The sequence below is a fragment of the Pseudomonadota bacterium genome (genome assembly GCA_036339585.1).
Lineage (GTDB): Bacteria > Pseudomonadota > Alphaproteobacteria > UBA8366 > UBA8366 > UBA8366.
Genome location: JAYZAS010000004.1, coordinates 445,263 through 462,969 on the forward strand (window position 1 = coordinate 445,263; position 17,707 = coordinate 462,969).

General features: G+C 45.3%; 18 protein-coding genes. 2 read left to right on the forward strand and 16 right to left on the reverse strand.

The window, feature by feature from the left end:
* Window positions 1-33: 33 nt before the first annotated feature.
* Complete coding sequence (locus VX941_05060; protein MEE2932777.1) at window positions 34-537, reverse strand: transcriptional activator RfaH; 504 nt, start codon at window positions 535-537, stop codon at window positions 34-36.
* Window positions 534-1,199, reverse strand: coding sequence for a winged helix-turn-helix transcriptional regulator (locus VX941_05065; protein MEE2932778.1), 666 nt, complete (start codon window positions 1,197-1,199; stop codon window positions 534-536). Before VX941_05065 ends, VX941_05060 begins: the two co-directional genes overlap by 4 nt.
* 197 nt (window positions 1,200-1,396) lie before the next feature.
* Here VX941_05065 and VX941_05070 point away from each other — a divergent pair, with 197 nt between their 5' ends.
* Window positions 1,397-2,671, forward strand: a complete 1,275-nt coding sequence (locus VX941_05070) for a nucleotide sugar dehydrogenase (protein ID MEE2932779.1) — start codon at window positions 1,397-1,399, stop codon at window positions 2,669-2,671.
* Window positions 2,672-2,674: 3 nt separating this feature from the next.
* On the opposite strand, the gene VX941_05075 is transcribed toward VX941_05070, so the two are convergent.
* The 8 genes from VX941_05075 to VX941_05110 form a co-directional block, all read right to left on the reverse strand.
* Window positions 2,675-4,264 carry a heparinase II/III family protein gene (locus VX941_05075; GenBank protein ID MEE2932780.1) on the reverse strand — a complete coding sequence of 530 codons (1,590 nt, stop codon included), beginning with the start codon at window positions 4,262-4,264 and terminating at the stop codon, window positions 2,675-2,677.
* 124 nt (window positions 4,265-4,388) lie between these two features.
* Window positions 4,389-5,363, reverse strand: a complete 975-nt coding sequence (locus VX941_05080; GenBank protein ID MEE2932781.1) for a universal stress protein — start codon at window positions 5,361-5,363, stop codon at window positions 4,389-4,391.
* 21 nt (window positions 5,364-5,384) lie between these two features.
* Window positions 5,385-6,884 carry a DASS family sodium-coupled anion symporter gene (locus tag VX941_05085; protein MEE2932782.1) on the reverse strand — a complete coding sequence of 500 codons (1,500 nt, stop codon included), beginning with the start codon at window positions 6,882-6,884 and terminating at the stop codon, window positions 5,385-5,387.
* Between the two features lie 145 nt (window positions 6,885-7,029).
* Complete coding sequence (gene rpe / locus VX941_05090) at window positions 7,030-7,686, reverse strand: ribulose-phosphate 3-epimerase (GenBank protein MEE2932783.1); 657 nt, start codon at window positions 7,684-7,686, stop codon at window positions 7,030-7,032.
* Window positions 7,687-7,730: 44 nt separating this feature from the next.
* Window positions 7,731-9,566, reverse strand: a complete 1,836-nt coding sequence (locus VX941_05095) for a carbamoyltransferase (GenBank protein MEE2932784.1) — start codon at window positions 9,564-9,566, stop codon at window positions 7,731-7,733.
* Between the two features lie 7 nt (window positions 9,567-9,573).
* Entirely contained in the window at window positions 9,574-9,723 is a 150-nt protein-coding gene (locus VX941_05100; protein ID MEE2932785.1) for a DUF5989 family protein, read from the reverse strand.
* A 10-nt stretch (window positions 9,724-9,733) separates the two neighbouring features.
* A complete protein-coding gene (locus VX941_05105) occupies window positions 9,734-10,165 on the reverse strand; it encodes an SxtJ family membrane protein (protein MEE2932786.1) in 432 nt (143 codons plus the stop codon).
* An 18-nt stretch (window positions 10,166-10,183) separates the two neighbouring features.
* Window positions 10,184-11,506 carry an RsmB/NOP family class I SAM-dependent RNA methyltransferase gene (locus tag VX941_05110; protein MEE2932787.1) on the reverse strand — a complete coding sequence of 441 codons (1,323 nt, stop codon included), beginning with the start codon at window positions 11,504-11,506 and terminating at the stop codon, window positions 10,184-10,186.
* 99 nt (window positions 11,507-11,605) lie between these two features.
* On the opposite strand from VX941_05110, the gene VX941_05115 reads away from it, so the two are divergent.
* Window positions 11,606-11,884, forward strand: a complete 279-nt coding sequence (locus VX941_05115; GenBank protein MEE2932788.1) for a DUF1674 domain-containing protein — start codon at window positions 11,606-11,608, stop codon at window positions 11,882-11,884.
* A 55-nt stretch (window positions 11,885-11,939) separates the two neighbouring features.
* Here the strand turns inward: VX941_05115 and acs are convergent, their stop codons facing one another.
* The 6 genes from acs to tsaD form a co-directional block, all read right to left on the reverse strand.
* Complete coding sequence (gene acs, locus VX941_05120) at window positions 11,940-13,877, reverse strand: acetate--CoA ligase (GenBank protein MEE2932789.1); 1,938 nt, start codon at window positions 13,875-13,877, stop codon at window positions 11,940-11,942.
* Between the two features lie 70 nt (window positions 13,878-13,947).
* On the reverse strand, window positions 13,948-14,292 hold the full coding sequence (locus VX941_05125; protein ID MEE2932790.1) for a Rieske 2Fe-2S domain-containing protein: 345 nt from the start codon (window positions 14,290-14,292) through the stop codon (window positions 13,948-13,950).
* Between the two features lie 350 nt (window positions 14,293-14,642).
* Entirely contained in the window at window positions 14,643-15,257 is a 615-nt protein-coding gene (locus VX941_05130) for a YciI family protein (GenBank protein ID MEE2932791.1), read from the reverse strand.
* Window positions 15,258-15,260: 3 nt separating this feature from the next.
* The gene (locus VX941_05135) at window positions 15,261-15,563 is read right to left on the reverse strand and encodes a YciI family protein (protein ID MEE2932792.1); all 303 of its coding nucleotides are present in this window, start codon (window positions 15,561-15,563) and stop codon (window positions 15,261-15,263) included.
* A 56-nt stretch (window positions 15,564-15,619) separates the two neighbouring features.
* Complete coding sequence (locus VX941_05140; GenBank protein MEE2932793.1) at window positions 15,620-16,624, reverse strand: NAD(P)H-dependent glycerol-3-phosphate dehydrogenase; 1,005 nt, start codon at window positions 16,622-16,624, stop codon at window positions 15,620-15,622.
* A 3-nt stretch (window positions 16,625-16,627) separates the two neighbouring features.
* Entirely contained in the window at window positions 16,628-17,668 is a 1,041-nt protein-coding gene (gene tsaD / locus VX941_05145) for a tRNA (adenosine(37)-N6)-threonylcarbamoyltransferase complex transferase subunit TsaD (protein ID MEE2932794.1), read from the reverse strand.
* Window positions 17,669-17,707: the final 39 nt, after the last annotated feature.

A 17,707-nucleotide genomic window follows, 5' to 3' on the forward strand; every position in this document is an offset into this window, starting at 1 on the left:
GTTGGCTGCGGGCCAACTGAATGGTAATTGGTATTAAGTGTAAGCGCAGACAGTCTGAAGCGGCACCTGGACTTCTAATTTACGCCCCAACATATCGAGCATGACACTTACCCGGTCTTTCTCTCCGAGCTTTTGGAAGAGGCCCACTTGATCTATGAGTGCCCCACCTGTTAGCCGTACTGTTTCGCCTGCCTTGAATGGGATTTCTGGCAAAATTTCGATCAAACCCCGGCCCGTTTCGCGCGCTCTCAGCTCATCGATCACGCCAATGGGGAGCGCCTGCGGTTGATCACCCATTGAGACCAAACAACTTACGCCAAAAGTACCATTAATAGATTGCCACCTTTGTTCCGATACATCGATTGCAACAAAAAGATAACGAGGAAACAGAGGCTTGGACACATGCGCGACTCGGCGAGCGTGCCTTGTGGTTTTGCGACATAACGGGAGGTATGTTTGGAAGCCCTGTCGGATTAGATGCCCTTCAGCAAGTTTTTCTGCACCATGCCGCGTGTAAACTACGTACCAGTTTATCATACTGAAATTCCTGTCGGGTCATCCGGCGAAATATTTTTTTTATCCACAATCCCTAAAATGGGCGGCGCAATGACTCGGTCCCGCGGCCATTGGTTCAGCAGTCGGTCAAAACAGTCTTGAGGATTATTGACATCGGTAATCACTACAGCGTCTATCTGGCCGATTTCATTAAGACAAGAAAACACCTCGAGGCCTGCGAATTTTTTATGTTTGAACCCTTTGTCCACAATCCCAGCTATTGTAATATTGGTATCTCCCGCTGTGAGTGTAAGTATTTCTGAGAGTTCACTTGTTCCGGCCAGAACAACACGCTTCCAATTACGGTGTTCGCATTCTTGCAGAGCGGCCAAACATTGTTTTCTGGCACGACGGAAAAAAGTAAATGAATATGTTAGGTAGTTTGCAGTTAACCGAGTTTTTTCAGTAAATCCCTGAGGGGTTAAGTAATAGGCATAACGATTTGATGGAATTTGCTTTACCTTTATATAACCTTTCCGTATGCATCGCTTCAAATATGCATTAGCTAGGCCGAGAGCAATTCCAAGGTCACGAGCAACTAATCGTTGTGTGATGGAACTATTTTCATGGACCGCATTGAGGAGACCAAGTGTAATTTGGGACTCATTATTTGATGCTTCGTTTGAAGTCTTGCTGCTGTTCATCACCCCTCTCCCTAGCACAAAAGGTAGCGGCAAAAAAATTTTGATATAGCAAACGTGTTCAGACCCTGAACATAGACCGTTCAGGGCCTGAACGTCAAGTGCGGGTACCCCTTTATATTTGACAGGTAACGATCAACCGAGTAGGTGGAAGTTTTGATGTATAGCCGCTATCGGTTTTGTTTGAAAGGCAAGGTTTAATGGGTGATTCTAAAATTTCAGACTTAAAAAAGCCATCTATAGCCGTTATCGGTTTAGGTTATGTGGGATTGCCATTAGCAGTAGCGTTAGCATCTAATTACAAAGTGATAGGGTTTGATAAAGATGAAGTGCGGATAGGAGAAATTAAGGCAGGCTTTGACAACACTGGCGAAATATCCCGAACTCAATTAGGGAGGGCACGGCTTAGGTTTACCTGTGACCCTAGTGATATGTCCAACAGTGAAGTTTTTATTATAGCAGTTCCGACCCCTATTGATAAGGATGCAAAACCCGATCTAGGTTTCCTCATAAGTGCATCAAAGATAGTTGGGAGGGTTATGAATCGGGGATCAATAATTGTATTCGAAAGTACAGTATATCCCGGAGTAACAGAAGATATCTGTGGTAATATTTTGTCCAGTGTTTCAGGTCTTGTGTCGGGTGAGGATTTCTTCTTGGGCTATTCACCCGAACGAATAAACCCAGGCGATCAAACCCACACGATAGATCAAATTACAAAAATAGTGTCTGGGCAAAATGATTCCGTCACTAATACTTTGAAAGCAATTTATGGATCTGTAAACGGTGACAATATCTTTGTCGCTGCTGATATTCGTACCGCTGAGGCGGCCAAGGTAATAGAGAATGCGCAGCGTGATATAAACATAGCTTTTGTAAACGAAATATCACTGATTTTTGATCGTCTCGGTATATCCACACAAGATGTTCTTGACGCGGCTGGCACCAAATGGAATTTCTTAGATTTTAGGCCTGGCCTCGTTGGGGGACATTGTATCGGCGTTGACCCATACTACCTTGCGCACGTTGCTGAAAACGCTGGAATAACCCCAGAGATCTTGCTCGCGGGTCGACGAATAAATGATAGAATGAGTTGTGCATTAGCCAAAAGGATAGCTGGCTTTTGTCCAGCCAAGACCCGCATACTTGTTCTTGGTATAACATTTAAGGAAGACGTTCCAGATATCCGAAATTCCAAGGTTGCAGACCTTGTTAAGGAGCTTGAGAAGCTCGGATTTGAAGTTGATGTTTACGACCCATTGGCAAATGCTTTAGAAACAAAAGAGGTGTATGGTATTTCGCTTTTGGATCAGGTCACAGGGACTTATGGCGCTATCGTCGGCGCAGTCCCTCACTCTGAATTCCGTGATATTGATCCCGAACGCCTCTTGCACTCGAATGGATTGTTAGCTGACATAAAGGGTATTTGGCGAGGTGTGCCGCTTCCGGAGAAAGTGCGTTATTGGTCCCTTTAATTCCTAGAAGGCTAAAGTTTCAGGTTGTAGTGCCCATTTTATAGTAGTGGCTGCATCAAATGTTTCGCCACTGACCACAATCTGTCTTGACCGTTTTGCAAACGCTCTGTCACCGAGGTAAACACTGTCCTCAAGGTTTAACGCTCCACCAGAAATCCGAAAATGCCAAGCAGAACCTGACTTTGTTCGAATTAGGGCCGATGTACGGTTTTGCCGGAGTAATACATCAATATCCGGGTGGAGGTGAAAATGTATTTTAAAGGGTGAGTTTTTGTCGCCAGTGAGTGTATCCTCACCTCTTAGGTCCAAACCCGATTTTCCAATGTAAAGACGGCGGCGATGGGTGAGCCCAAATCGTGATACATATCCATTATGGCTAGCGCTTAGCCAACAATTACCATCAGCATCACCTCGATCGGAGTCAACAATCACAGGAGTTTTTCTTGCACCTCCTGTCTTTATAAGTTCGCAGGAATTAGTTTCGGCTACCACCAACGTTGAGTGTGCGGCCGTAAAACGACAAGCCCACCGCCAATCTGAATTGAGGTTTAAGCGGCAGCCACAATTAACTATAAGCCGCTCCGTGCCAACGCTCAGTTCCATGCTAAGCGAACTAGCATGTCCCAAGGGGTTGAGCGAAGGGAAAAGATTTGGTGTGCCGGTATCTAAGATCACTGTCATATCGCCAGCTGCTAAGCGCTCAAAACCTGCGTGGGGGGCTCTCATTGGTGCCTTGCCATTCGATGCAGCTACCTTGAGGACATGATCAATCAAGCCCCTCGAAGTCTCTCCACCCCCATTAAACTGAGAAAGAGCACCGTCACCATGGCGAAAGAACCTCAATATCGGTGTCATTCTATCAATTGCGTTGAAAAGTGACTCTGGTACCGTAACCCCAGTGTTCATTAAAAGCTCCCGGAGTAATATTAAATCACACAGTACGTCGAGATGAGCTTCTGGTGAACGTGATCCGTGAACTCCGTCAGCTAGGACCTGGCGCTTCAACTCGATTTTGAGAGCCTTGGCAGAACGCCCGGAAACTTCTCCTTGGTTGCTAAGAATAGTCTCGCCTGCAATTAATCCGACAAGGGCGGCAATACGTGCTGCTCCATCGCAATCAAATTGCGCGGCTTTTCTGAGGTGTCTAATTTGCCTTGATATACTCTGACAAAACCGATCCTGGAAACTAGGACCGCTTACTTCAAAAAGCTGTTTTGCAAAACATGCCCAATTGATTACCCTACGCCCCGTGAAGTCGGACCGCCAAACTTTCATAGAATAATTAAAATGCTGATCTATCCACTTATCGATTAGAAAGGCGGCTTTCTTGCTTGTGTCAGGATGTTTAAGCGAAATTAAATCGTTTAACCACAAGAACCCGTGGACTGCCCCAAACCAGGTCTCGGTTGGGCCACTGGTTTTCCATATATTATCGTCTATTGCACAGGTGCCCCCAGCCAGTGTGAAATGACCATGCATTATGGCGTTAGCAACTGAAAGATCCTGAGGCCGGGGAAAATTTATTGTGTTTGGGGCTCTTACTTTTTTCTGCCCTCCAGACCCCAGTATTGCATTATATGCGGGCGTTCTCATCAGGTTTCGAAGGAGTTTGTGGCGCAGTGTCATGTTTTCCTAGTGGCCGAGCACTTCTATTTAATAAGTTACAGGTACGATTTTAAATATCCCACCACAAGATTGGTTGCGCTAAAAGTTTAAGTTAGCGCACGACCAAAACCGAATTTTCTGCGTGCTCCATTACTTGAAAAGCAACACTACCCATGAAAAATTTTCTGAGCCCGGTCTTACCAGTATCAGCTAATGCGATTAATGAATAATTTTTTCCTACCTCTATAATTTCGCGCACGGGATCACCAACTGGAGTGTAAGTATTTTCTATCTTTACGCCTAAATCTCTAATAATAGCTTCAGCCCTTGAGACTGATTCTTTCGCAACAATAACCTCATCCTCATCTCGCGCCACGGATATGATGGATAGAGGAAAATTCGACTTTTTTGCAAGTAAGGCTTCTTTGTTAACCAAGATTTCTGAACGTTCTGATCCGTCTGTACAAACTAGGTGGCCATGGCCAGTCCGGCGTAGCGCACGAGCTATCAAAACAGAGCAAGGAGAGTGAACAGCAACTTTTTCCGCCACAGCGGGGTCTCGAAAAGGATTGAAGTTGGCGCTTTGCCAGCGTTCAGATGCACCGAGAACTATCAAATCAAATTGGGACTCTTCAGCTTTTTCAAGAATACCCAGCGCGATCCCGGCGGATACTTTCAATTCAAGCACAACCTCGCGACCGCTTTTAGTGATGTACTCGACAGAGTTATTTCCCAAAGGATCGCCAGCAACATCAGCATGTGCCTGGTGGTAATCCCAATCGTCAGCCATTTCACCCCACTCTATCAACTTATCACGCGCTTTTTTGAGGTAACGTATCCCGGGTAGCTCGAGGCCCCAATCGAGCATTTTTTGTCGGGCAACGCTGATTTGTAAGCCCCCAGTTCGAAGGCCATGGTCGATAGGGCGCACGTATAAAAGGACTATGTCGGCTTCAAGTGGATGCACCATAGTGGCTGAATATTGAAGAGCTTGATACGATTCTTCGGACCCGTCTATACAAAAAAGAACCCGAAAAGCTTGTACCCCCTCTCGCCGTTCTTCAAGCTCTTTGTCAGTTAATTCCATAATCGCTTAATCCTAGCTTTCCTATACACCAACAGCTGGCCAGTAAAACCAAGCCGCTATAAGCATCACAATGGTTGACAATAATGCCATTTTCCAGCCGACACTGAGGAAATCCGTGGTTTTGAGATAACCTGATGAGTAAACAATAGTGCAGGCGGGGGTTCCAACAACTGTCAAGTAAGCAAAGGCTGATGAAATTGTAGTTACGAAACCCAATAAAATTGGGCTCTCGCCTGCAGCTGTTGCCATATTGAGTACTATTGGACCTAGAACCGCAACGGCGGCACCGTTTGACATTGTATTGGTAACCCCCGTTGTTAAAACAGAAACTGCAGCCCATAAGCCAACCCCCTCATCGGCCCCGAGTGGCTTTAAGGTTTCCAAGAAACTTTCGGCCACCCAGATTGCTGCGCCAGTATCTTTCATCTGTAATCCCATAGATATTGCGGCAGCATAGAGAAGCACCACACCCCAATTCACACCGTTGTTCACGTCTTGCCAATTCACCATGCCAAGGACAAGAAAACAAACTGCACCAAGAACGGCAATTGTTCCCATGCCAAGCTGATCCGAAAAACATATCCAGCCCATAAGAATTAGGAAGAATACAATTATCGATAGCCAGTCACCGCCGCTCATGGCGCCTTCTTGTTCGATCTGCGATCTTAACTTGACGACAGCACGACTAAGGTCTCTGAATTCAGGTCGAAACGATAGCACTAAAACAAGAGTCACAAGAGGTAACTGTATAAGAAACATCGGATAAGCGTAGATCATCCACTTAAGGTAGCTAATCAAGTATTTTTGCGTTTCAGGATTTGTTGGGTCGAAAAAAAATTCTTTCCAATAGCCAATCATAATTGCGTTTCGCGCTCCCCCAGATGGAGTCGCAATGCCGGCAACAGAGCAGCCGTAGGAGATAGAAAACAGCAGGACAACCGCTAAATTACGAACGCGTTTGGGGTCGTCCGATGTTAGAGAGATAAGGGTAATACCGACCGGAAGCATCATGGCAGCGACTGTATGTTCTCCGATGAACGATGCTAATACTCCAGAGACCGCAGAGATTCCGAAGCAGACATTAACAGTCTTTGTTCCAGTCATTCGAACAATGTACCAAGCTATGCGTTTGTCGAGTTTTTGTTTAACGACACAGACGGCTAACATCAAAGAGCCCATAATGAATAAAACAGAGTCATTCATAAGGCTTTTTGCTACCGTAGTTGAGTCGATACCTAGGAGAATCACTTGAGCGACTATGATGAGAAGAGCAACACTCGGCAATGGAATGGGTTCCGTGATAAATAAAATTGTTGCGACTATCGCCATTGTCAAAACGGCGTGTCCTTGAGGAGTGAGACCATCTGGGGTCGGCAACAATAAAACGCCCGTACCGATTGCCAGCGCGATTAAAAACCACCTTTTTTCCCAAAAATAATGGAGGTGTAGTGCTGAGCTAAGCTGTTCTAGGCGATTAAAATTCTTTTTAGGGCCTATGGATTTAAAGTTTGGGCTAAGTATGACCTTTTCCTGCCATTGGCTACGAATGTTAAAAAGATACAAACAAAAATTTTATAAATACAACTAGACCTTATGAACCACAGAAAGAGCATTTCTGCAATCGGGGTAGTAAAGTGATAGTGGAATTAATGTCAAAATTGAAGAGCTATGAAGCTGATTGGCGCAATTCTGTTATACGATCGCCGTAATTGGGGCCGTTAAAAATTGAACTGCCTGCTACTAAAACGTTTGCCCCCGCTTCGATAACTTGTTTGGCAGTGCTGGGGTTAATGCCTCCATCAACCTCCAATTCGATTGCCCGCGACCCTATCATTTCGCGAATTTGAGTAATTTTCGAGAGTTGCGACGGGAGAAATTTTTGTCCACCAAAGCCGGGATTTACCGTCATAACTAATATTAGATCGACGGCGTCTAAAACAAATTCGATAGCGGAAGCTGGTGTGCTAGGATTTAAAGATACCCCCGCCCGTTTTCCAAGCTCACGAATATGCTGTAGACTGCGGTCTAAATGCGGACCAGCCTCTACATGGATTGTTATTATGTCGGCGCCTGCTGCGGCAAATGCGGTTAGGAACGGATCTGCTGGTTCGATCATTAAATGAACGTCAAAGGGTTGTTTGGAATGAGGGCGAAGCGCCTCAACAACCACAGGCCCCATTGTAATATTTGGGACGAAATGACCATCCATAACGTCAATATGGATGTAATCTGCACCACTCTCGTCAAGCTTTCGGATTTCGGCTCCAAGCTGTGAAAAATCAGCTGCCAGAATTGAGGGCGCGATCTTAATTGCCTGAGACATACATTATTTCCCGCGACAGTATAGATGTTGGAAAATTCCTACCATTAATCAAGCTCCAATGCATCCTTGTACTCTATTCTAAGAGAATGCTTCTGCTTTTCCTTTTCAAGAAAACAATTCCCTATCGCCAAAACATCAATCTCGCTACCCATGAAACACCGAAAGGCATCCTCTGGCGTACAGACAATCGGTTCACCTCTAATGTTAAAGCTAGTATTGATAAGCGCCGGGCATTTTGTTCTATTTTTAAAAGCCCGGAGCAATTTGTGGTAGCGAGGGTTGGTCTCACTATGTACCGTCTGAACTCTTGCTGAATAATCTACATGGGTTACAGCAGGAATATCAGAGCGCGCTATGTTAAGTTTTTCAAGTCCAAATAATTCCTGTTGAGCTGCAGTCATTTTTTTTTGCCGGCTTTTTTTTATTTCGGAAACAAAGAGCATGTATGGGCTCGGTTTATCAATTTCAAACCAATCTGCCACATCCTCTATTAGTACCGACGGCGCGAATGGGCGGAAGCTCTCTCGATATTTAACTTTGAGATTCAATGTTTGCTGCATCTTTGGACAGCGCGGGTCACCTAAAATTGAACGCCCACCAAGTGCTCTTGGTCCAAACTCCATTCTGCCTTGGAACCAGCCCACTGCTTCTCCACTGGTGAGCTTGTCTGCAGTTTTGGAGATTAATTGATCCTCATTTAAAACATCGAAGGCGGCTCCTACGTTTTTCAATCGAGTTTCAATTTCAAATTGTTCAAAAGTGGGTCCTAAGAAGGCACCAGACATACCATCCAAATCAGTGTAAACGTGGCGCTCCCCGCCAAGATAAATGTGATAAGCTGCCAAGGCTGCACCAATAGCACCACCAGCATCTCCGGCAGCGGGCTGTATCCATACGTTTTCAAAGATCGCGTCTTTTAGAACCTTGCCATTGGCAACGCAATTAAGCGCAACTCCTCCTGCAAGGCAGAGATTTTTTGTTTGCAACTGTTTGCCGAGTGATCTTGTAAGGCGCAACACCACTTCTTCGATGACGGCTTGGATTGATGCGGCTAAATCCATCTCGCGCTGCGTAATGGCTGACTCTGGTAAACGAGGGGGCGCACCAAACAATTGATTAAATTTATCATTAGTCATGCACAATCCTGTACAATAATCAAAATACTCCATATTTAGGCGGAATGTTCCGTCCGATTTCAGATCTATTAAGTTTTTGAGAATCTTGTCTTTGTAAGTAGCTGTACCATATGGTGCCAGGCCCATAACCTTGTATTCTCCAGAATTCACTTTGAAACCTGTATAGTAGGTGAATGCTGAATAGAGTAGACCAAGGGAATGGGGAAAATGAATTTCTCGAGAAACAGCTAGATTATTTCCCTCTCCTTCGAAGACTGAGGTGGTTGCCCATTCCCCCACGCCATCCATAGTTAATATAGCAGCCTCGTCGAATGGAGATGGAAAAAATGCACTTGCCGCGTGACTTTGGTGGTGCTCTGCGAATAGTAACTTTGACTCCCAATCGACATCTGGTGCTAGTGCTGCGAGTTTTTTTTGCAAAAGGCTCTTCTGAAATAATTTTTCTTTAAGCCAGATTGGGACAGACATAGCAAAGCTTGAAAAACCCCTAGGAGCAAAAGCTAAATATGTTTCAAGAAGACGCTCGAACTTTAAAAATGGTTTGTCATAGAAAGTAACATGATCTAAATCTTCAGGCTTCGTCTTTGCCTCTTTGAGACAAAAAGCGATGGCCTGAGCAGGGAAGTCGCTGTCATGTTTTTTACGGCTGAAGCGCTCTTCTTGGGCGGCCGCAATAATCTTCCCGTCTTCGATAAGAGCCGAAGCGCTGTCATGATAAAAGGCCGAAATTCCAAGTATTTTCATGTTTAATTTAAAACACTGTGTAAATGAAAGGCGCGACCGCGCTGCCTTGAGTTACAACGATTAGCCCACCGAACAAAAACATCATTATGATAATTGGTAAAAGCCAGAATTTTTTCCTCACACGGATAAAACGCCATAATTCTTTTATTAAAGACATAGTTAATCCCCTAGAACTGGTCTCTCATACTTTTGACCGATGGCTCGCTGGGTGGTGGACTTTCGATCCAGTAACTTTTTCTCTTATGTTCAAACTGAAGGTCCAAAGGTCTTTTCCCCATTAAACGCATTAAAAGGCTCGTGGGTGTAACTATAAGGTAAAAAAGAAACCCCATGATTATTGGGTTAACAAGTTTATGCAAAAGCGCTCCAAACGCTGCCCAGATTCTATTGAGAGGGCTTAGAAATTGAGGCTTTACCAGCGTCACTGCAAAGAAACTAAATGCTATACAAAGGCACCAAATCCGCGCATCCTCTCCCCAAAATAAGGGCCAGACGCCGATGAGAAGGAAAACCGCCGAAAAAACCACACCGAATGATCGATCTGATGCTGAATTAATGCCAGATTGATCATTTAAGCGTTCATGATTTGCGTATTCCATTTTCATACTTTCTGGAGATTAAGAAATGCGTTTGAGCGCCGCAGCAAAAAAACCATCCATTCCGCCTCGGGATGACCAGTGGAATGGCAGGGTGCGAAGTGCTCCGTTCATATCAATAACGCCTTCAAGTCCTTTCCAAGTTAGAGGTTTGAAGGGGCTTCTGGCAAAATTTGTCCAGCGGTTGAGGAAATCCGTAACTTGGTCTGGTCCTTCTTCAGGTTGTAGCGAGCACGTTATGTATAGCAAAGTACCGCCATTGGGAACCATTGCAGCGCCGGAATCCAGTAAATTTTTCTGTATCCTCACCATTTTATGGACGTCTTCGGCGCATCTAAGCCTTAAAATCTCTGGGTGCCGGCGGCACGTTCCGGTCGCAGTGCAAGGTGCATCTAAAACCACCAAATCAGCTGTTATTGATGGCTCCCAATCCCGAAGGTCGGAAACGATGGTATTAGATTCCAAACCCAGTCTTTTCATATTGGCCTTCAAGGTCTCCGAGCGTAAATGTGAACTGTCCAGCGACACTACGTTAGCCCCACCCATTGCTAGTTGCGCCGTCTTGCCTCCCGGTGCCGCACAAAGGTCAATTACATTTAATCCTCTAACGTCACCAATGAGTTTTATTGGCAGAGCAGCCGCTGCATCTTGCACCCACCACTTACCATCTGCGTATCCCCACCAATCGGCTGGATTGCCAAAGTTTCTGCAGCGCAAACTGCCACTTTCCAAGGTTTCCGCGTTAAGATATGAAGTAAGTTCTGGACATGCTTTCGCCACTGTCAAATCCGTTGGCGCTAATTCCAGATGTTGCTGGGCAATCTTCAAAGTATTCTCTTCCCCATATTCCTTGCGCCAGCTTTTCCAGAGCCAGTCAGGTGTATTTATTCGAGCTGATTCGTCTGGACTGAGCCTCGAGTCAGAGCGCGCTATTTTGCGCAAAAGGGCATTTACGAGCCCCTTGAATTTCTGACTCAACAATTGTTCTGCAAGGGCGACGGTTGTATTAACTGCGGCGTGAGGTCGCGTTTTTAAAAAAACTAGTTGCGCGGTACCAAGCCGCAATAGATGTTTTAAACGGTGTGTGCGTCGTGGTAGTGGACGGCTGAGAAAATGCGAATAAATCTGGTCTATTTCCGGCAAATGCCGAACTGTTTCCAGAATTAGAAATTTAGTAAAGGCACGATCCTCAGACTTTAATTTTTTCCATCCCGTTGCATTGTCTAGCGCAACATTGATTGTGCGGCGGCTTTCAAGCACGCCCTCGAGTGCTTCTAGTGCCGCCCAGCGGGACCTTAATCCCTCAGAATCTTGAGAGGCAAACTTGATAGGTGATTTTGTCAACAGAAAAAGCCTCAAGTTTAAACTTCTATGAGAAGCATTTATATCCCTTCATTTTTTTATCCCCTTGGCATTTCAAAGGGAATTACCCATATTACACATATGGCAAACATTTTTGATATATTGAAATCGACCAATATAAAATCGGAAGAACGCGCCCCGGGCAAGAAAAGTAACCCCGATACCGGCACTCAGGCCGTGCAGGAGCCCGGCAGTGATGCTAGGCGTATGGCTGAGCGTAAAGCAGAAGAGGCTGGTCGTAAATGGCGCGAGAAAGCGGAAGCAGAAGGCGTTGTGCCGAAAGAAATCGGCGGCCCCAAGGGGCTTGAGCCAACAAGATATGGTGATTGGGAAAAGGCCGGTCGTTGTGTGGATTTTTAATTACTAGATACTTATGCAACGACAAATCGGCTGCATATGAACACTCCTTTGTTCTTCATCGGTTCATTCTATTATCGACAAGATCGGCCACTACGCCCGGCTCTGCAAGAGTGGATGTGTCTCCCAAATCACCGAAGTCATCTTCCGCTATCTTTCGTAAAATTCGGCGCATTATTTTCCCTGAACGCGTTTTAGGAAGGCCTGCCGCCCATTGCAGCCAGTCAGGTGTTGCTATCGGACCTATTTCCTTTCGGACCCAATCAGTAAGATCTTTTCTCAATTTATCGGATGGTTCAGTATCAGCATTAAGTGTAACGTAAGCGTAAATGCCCTGGCCTTTGATATCATGAGGCGCGCCTACGACAGCTGCCTCCGCAACGGTCGGGTGCGCAACCAAAGCAGATTCGACTTCAGCCGTGCCCATTCTGTGGCCTGACACGTTGATCACGTCATCCACCCTACCGGTTATCCAGTAGTAACCATCCTCATCTCTACGACATCCGTCACCCGTAAAGTATTTCCCCTCAAAAGTGCTGAAATATGTACTCACAAATCGGTCATGATCGCCATATATTGTCCTCATTTGTCCGGGCCAAGAATTCTTTATGCAAAGATTTCCTGAGGCGGCTCCCTCAAGCATGTTACCATCTGCATCCATTAGTTCTGGCTCGATCCCAAAAAATGGTAGTGTGGCCGACCCGGGCTTTAAGTCAGTGGCGCCAGGAAGAGGTGTGATTAATATACCTCCTGTTTCAGTTTGCCACCACGTGTCCACTATCGGGCATCGGCCATTACCAACAACTTTGTGGTACCACAGCCAAGCCTCAGGATTGATAGGCTCCCCAACCGTCCCGAGAAGTTTGAGCGAGTTTCTTCTCGTTTTTTTTACTGGCGCGTCGCCATCCCTCATCAAAGCGCGGATGGCAGTGGGTGCAGTGTAAAAAATCTCTACATTGTGCTTGTCACATATCTCCCAGAAACGACTAGTGTCAGGATAATTGGGTACACCTTCAAACATTATTGTAGTAGCGCCATTGGCTAAGGGGCCGTAAAGTATGTAGCTATGTCCAGTGACCCAGCCGACATCAGCCGTACACCAATAGATTTGGCCCTGCTGATAGTCAAAGACGTATTGATGGGTCATTGAGGAATAAACCATATAGCCACCTGTTGTATGCAGGACTCCTTTTGGTTTTCCTGTAGAGCCTGACGTGTAAAGAATGAAGAGTGGATCCTCAGCATTCATCTCTTCCGGTGGGCAAACGCTTGGTTGCCCGGCTACAAGTTCATGATACCAAATATCGCAATCTCTCTTCCAGATGATATCGTTACCTGTTCGTCTCACCACCACACATTTTTCAATCGTCGGGCAGTTAATCAGCGCTGCATCGATATTTTTTTTGAGAGGTATGGTGCGAGCCCCTCGGACACCTTCGTCAGCTGTTATTATTATTTTGCATCCACAGTCTTGTATGCGACCGGCCAAGGCGTCAGGTGAGAAACCCCCGAAAACAACCGAATGAACAGCACCAATTCGCGCGCATGCGAGCATTGCATATGCAGCCTCTGGTATCATAGGCATATAGATACATATTCGGTCACCCTTTTTCGCGCCTAATGATTTCAGTCCATTCGCAAATTTGCAAACGTTGTCATGCAATTCATTGTAGGTGATGTATAGATCAACATCTGGATCATCAGATTCCCAAATAATTGCAGTTTCATCGCCTCGTGTTTTCAAATGTCGGTCAATGCAATTAGCAGAGGCATTCAGTGTGCCGTCATAAAACCATCTTACATGTACATCATCACTAGAGTATGAAACATCTTTGACTTTGGTATATGGTTTTATCCAATCAATCCGTTTTCCATGTTCCTTCCAAAATACATCGGGGTCTGAAATGGATTCCTCATACATTTTGACATATTTATCTTTATTTACTAACGCCTGCTTTGCTGTTTCAATTGAAACTGGGAAGATTTCATCTGGCATAATTAGCACCCTTACATTAACAATTTTAAACGACCCTGACCGCCATTGAAATTTTAAACCCTTGGTGTCTTCACTCAGGGTGGACCAATACAAGCACTCCATCGTCAAGTCTTAGATTTAGGGGTGCTAGCCAATCTCCGACGCAGGGCCCAGAAACACAGACACCATCATGAATATTGAATGTCGCGCCGTGAGTGGCACACAAAATATGTTTTCTGTCGAGCGTCATGAATCTGTCACCTTCCCAATTTAAAGGGGTGCCCGCATGAGGGCAATAATTGACGTAGCCGTAGAATGCGTTTCCTTGGCGTACAACAAAAAGTCCAACTTCCTCGTCATCATTTTTGATGGTGTATTCTTTACCTTCTCCGTCGGGAATATCAGCGAGCAATCCTAGAACAGTTTCTTCAGTCATGACCAGTAGCTTTTTTTGCTCATATTAAAAGCGATCTCACGCTCGTTGTTGTTGGGAGTTTAAAATATTTTTCCATATGGTCTATCATTTTGTGGGCTAAGATACTTGTACAGTTATTGCTTCTCAGCAAAAGCGAGATATGGCTGATTGCTTAACCAGTTAATCTAACCATTTATTTTGTTGTCTCAAATTGTACTTATATGGTCATTTCTGAACAATATGAGGTTTCACCCTGAAAAATGCTGTTCCCTCAGCCCAGACCTTATTATGACTGGTAACTAGGGCAAACCTTGACCAACAAATGACCTCTTCTGATGTTATAAGATGCAAAAAGTTCAAAGATAGCGATGTCAGAGTGACCTCTGCACAGATTTTTCTGCACCAAGCCAAAGATTTTTAAAGGCATACCCCCAAGTCTGGTTGTAGACATTATTTTTCGTGTAAGGCTCCCGCTCGCGCCAATGATCGGCAAGAGTCCGAGTGGAAAAATCTACAACGAAGAGCGACCCTATGCGGTCTTCAAAGTTGATCTTGTCACTGTCGTTGAATAGGGGGCCTGCAGCAAACAAATGATTTTCATGAGCCAAAAGATAATCTACATGCTCGTCACGAAATCGAGATCGTTTGTTATGCGACTGTTTTCCATCGAGCTGAAAGTACAGGTACAGTCTCCGGTATAATTTACGGTCACCTTTCAAGTGGTGCCAACCGAAAATATGTTTTGTGCTAAATAAATCGTTTTTAGCAAACGGTTCATTAGCCAGCCATGCATCAGCCGCTGCGCGAGTAGGCTGTTCAACTACATAAAGCGAACCCACATTTTCTGTTTGCTCCTCATTCTCAAGGGGTCCCGCAAAATAAATTATATCCTTATGACTTTTCAAATAACTCCGATGAACCTTCAAATACTCCCTGCGTACATTAGCCCTATTTGGGTTGTCGATTAGGAAGCACACGAACAGCATTATTTATGCCTTTTCATAATTATCAGGATAAAACGAACTCTTTTTCATTCGAGTGATATTAACGCTTTCGAATACGCCGGCCGCTGTGAAAGGATCACCGTTTGAAAAAGCCTCAGCTTCTGAACGACTATTAGCTGAGATTATAAAACAGCTGCCCGTCATAGTTTCCCCGTCATCCGACAGAGTGGCGCCTGACATAACTATTTTATCATCTTGTGTTTTGAGATATGCACGATGAGTTTCCAAGACAGATAATCGTGCAGTCGAGTCTCCAGGCTTGTCTACGCACGTAATGCACCAAAGCATAATAAATCTCCCAATAAACGTTAAAAATTGAATGCTAACTCAGGGTAGAAATGCGGTCAATCTAGGCCTTTGAATTCAGGAGTAAATGGTCGATCTAAGAGATTGTCTATAGCTTGGGTTATGTCCGCTTGGTGATGCAAAATACGGTATACAGCTTCCATAATAGGTAGCTCGACATTAAGTTCTCGTGCTAATGCTATGATGCCTCGTGCAGTCTCAACGCCTTCTGCAATCGAATTGCGGTTAGCCAATATGTCAGCTAAGGGATTCCCCTTACCAAGTTCCACTCCGAGTGACATGTTGCGTGAATTTAGGCCATTGCAAGTGAGAGTGAGGTCACCAAGACCAGAAAGTCCCATAAATGTTCGTGCCTTCGCGCCCTTTGCTACACCGAGCATAGCCATCTCGAATAAGCCGCGGGTTATGAGAGCTGCACGGGTGTTGTCGCCCATTTCGCGGCCGACGACTATGCCACATGCGATAGCGAGTACATTTTTTGCTGCGCCGCCTACCTCGGCGCCAATTGGGTCATCCATCGGATAAGGCCGAAAACAGCTGGTCCCTATCAAGCCGGTGATAATTTCTGCCTCTTTAAGATGTGTGCTGGCAAGGGCGACAGCTGTGGGCGAGGCAGCGATTGCTTCGTGGGCAAAAGATGGACCAGATAAGACCAAGACCGGGTTTTTTTGTATTATTTCACCAGCAATTTCTGTCATTAGCGCGCCGGTTTCCACCTCAATCCCTTTTGAGCAAATTACCAGAGGAGTTCTAGGATCTATACTTACCGCAATTTTTTCTGCTACGGATCGAAAGAACTGTGATGGAACAACAGAAAAGACAACTTGGCTTTGCGCGATAGCTTCGGAGATATCCCCCGTCGCAACTATACCCTTGTCAAGGTTCACTCCAGGCAAATACATGGGATTACCTTTTTCGGCATTTATTGAATGAACAACTTCATCCTCTAGTGCCCAAAGCATAACCTCGTGGTTTGCCCGACGTGCAATGCAGGCCAACGCCGTACCCCAAGCACCCGCTCCAATAATTGATATTTTAATCATAATCTAGCTATGGGCGTCTGAATGCGGTGCGTCAAGTGGCCATCGTGGTCGCGCCGGAAAATCTAGTTTATTAATGAGGCCGAGGCGAAGTCGTTCAATGCCAGCCCAAGCGATCATCGCTCCATTATCTCCACATAAGTTAGTTGGTGGAGCAATGAACCTAAAGCCAAGATCATGAACACAATTTTTGAGTTTTTCACGAATATACGCATTTGCTGCCACACCCCCACCGATCACGAAAGTATTACCGGTGGAGTACGTTCCTCGAAAGTCTCCCACAGCCTTAGTACATCTATCAATAAGACAATCGGCAACAGCATTTTGGAAGCTTGCCGATAGGTCTGATATGGCTTCGTTATCCAGCTTTCCCTTATATTTTTCAACAACATTTCGGACGGCTGTTTTGAGGCCTGAGAACGACAAGTCACAATTGGGTCGGCCTAGCATCGGTCTTGGTAAGGAAAATCGAGTCGGGTCTCCAGATTTTGCTGCTATTTCCAATGCTGCCCCCCCCGGAAAGCCTAAACCAAGAAGTTTAGCAGTTTTATCAAAAGCCTCTCCTACTGCATCATCTATTGTAGTACCTAGAATATGATATTTGCTAATCCCAGCAATGGAAACAAATTGCGAATGACCACCTGAAATTAAAAGAGCTAAATATGGAAAGTCCAGTGTCCCAGTTAGTCGAGCAGTTAACGCGTGCCCTTCCATATGGTTGACCGCTATAAATGGTAAACCTGTTGCAATGGATAGTCCTTTGGCGGTCATTATCCCAACTAGCACACCACCGATGAGGCCGGGTCCTGCGGTAGCAGCAATTCCGTTAAGGTCTCGGAAATCTATTTTTGCTTCCGTTAAGGCTTTTTTAATTAAACGATCAATGTGGCTGAGATGGCTGCGAGCTGCTATTTCAGGGACAACGCCTCCATATTCCTCGTGTTCAGTGCCTTGTGACAGTACTTGATTACTAAGTATCTGCCTATCACTATCAACGATGGCCACGGCGGTCTCGTCGCAAGAGCTTTCAATACCTAGTACTCGCATTACTCTTTGTACTGCTTTTGAGTCGGTTTCGGCAAATGC

Coding starts and splice junctions, on each gene's coding strand:
- VX941_05115 (MEE2932788.1), top strand. CDS start 11,606: ATGGCAAACATTTTTGATATATTGAAATCGACCAATATAAAATCGGAA.
- VX941_05075 (MEE2932780.1), bottom strand. CDS start 4,264: ATGAGAACGCCCGCATATAATGCAATACTGGGGTCTGGAGGGCAGAAA.
- VX941_05130 (MEE2932791.1), bottom strand. CDS start 15,257: ATGCTGTTCGTGTGCTTCCTAATCGACAACCCAAATAGGGCTAATGTA.
- acs (MEE2932789.1), bottom strand. CDS start 13,877: ATGCCAGATGAAATCTTCCCAGTTTCAATTGAAACAGCAAAGCAGGCG.
- VX941_05135 (MEE2932792.1), bottom strand. CDS start 15,563: ATGCTTTGGTGCATTACGTGCGTAGACAAGCCTGGAGACTCGACTGCA.
- VX941_05105 (MEE2932786.1), bottom strand. CDS start 10,165: ATGGAATACGCAAATCATGAACGCTTAAATGATCAATCTGGCATTAAT.
- VX941_05125 (MEE2932790.1), bottom strand. CDS start 14,292: ATGACTGAAGAAACTGTTCTAGGATTGCTCGCTGATATTCCCGACGGA.
- VX941_05095 (MEE2932784.1), bottom strand. CDS start 9,566: ATGAAAATACTTGGAATTTCGGCCTTTTATCATGACAGCGCTTCGGCT.
- VX941_05060 (MEE2932777.1), bottom strand. CDS start 537: ATGATAAACTGGTACGTAGTTTACACGCGGCATGGTGCAGAAAAACTT.
- VX941_05080 (MEE2932781.1), bottom strand. CDS start 5,363: ATGGAATTAACTGACAAAGAGCTTGAAGAACGGCGAGAGGGGGTACAA.
- tsaD (MEE2932794.1), bottom strand. CDS start 17,668: ATGCGAGTACTAGGTATTGAAAGCTCTTGCGACGAGACCGCCGTGGCC.
- VX941_05070 (MEE2932779.1), top strand. CDS start 1,397: ATGGGTGATTCTAAAATTTCAGACTTAAAAAAGCCATCTATAGCCGTT.
- rpe (MEE2932783.1), bottom strand. CDS start 7,686: ATGTCTCAGGCAATTAAGATCGCGCCCTCAATTCTGGCAGCTGATTTT.
- VX941_05140 (MEE2932793.1), bottom strand. CDS start 16,624: ATGATTAAAATATCAATTATTGGAGCGGGTGCTTGGGGTACGGCGTTG.
- VX941_05100 (MEE2932785.1), bottom strand. CDS start 9,723: ATGTCTTTAATAAAAGAATTATGGCGTTTTATCCGTGTGAGGAAAAAA.
- VX941_05065 (MEE2932778.1), bottom strand. CDS start 1,199: ATGAACAGCAGCAAGACTTCAAACGAAGCATCAAATAATGAGTCCCAA.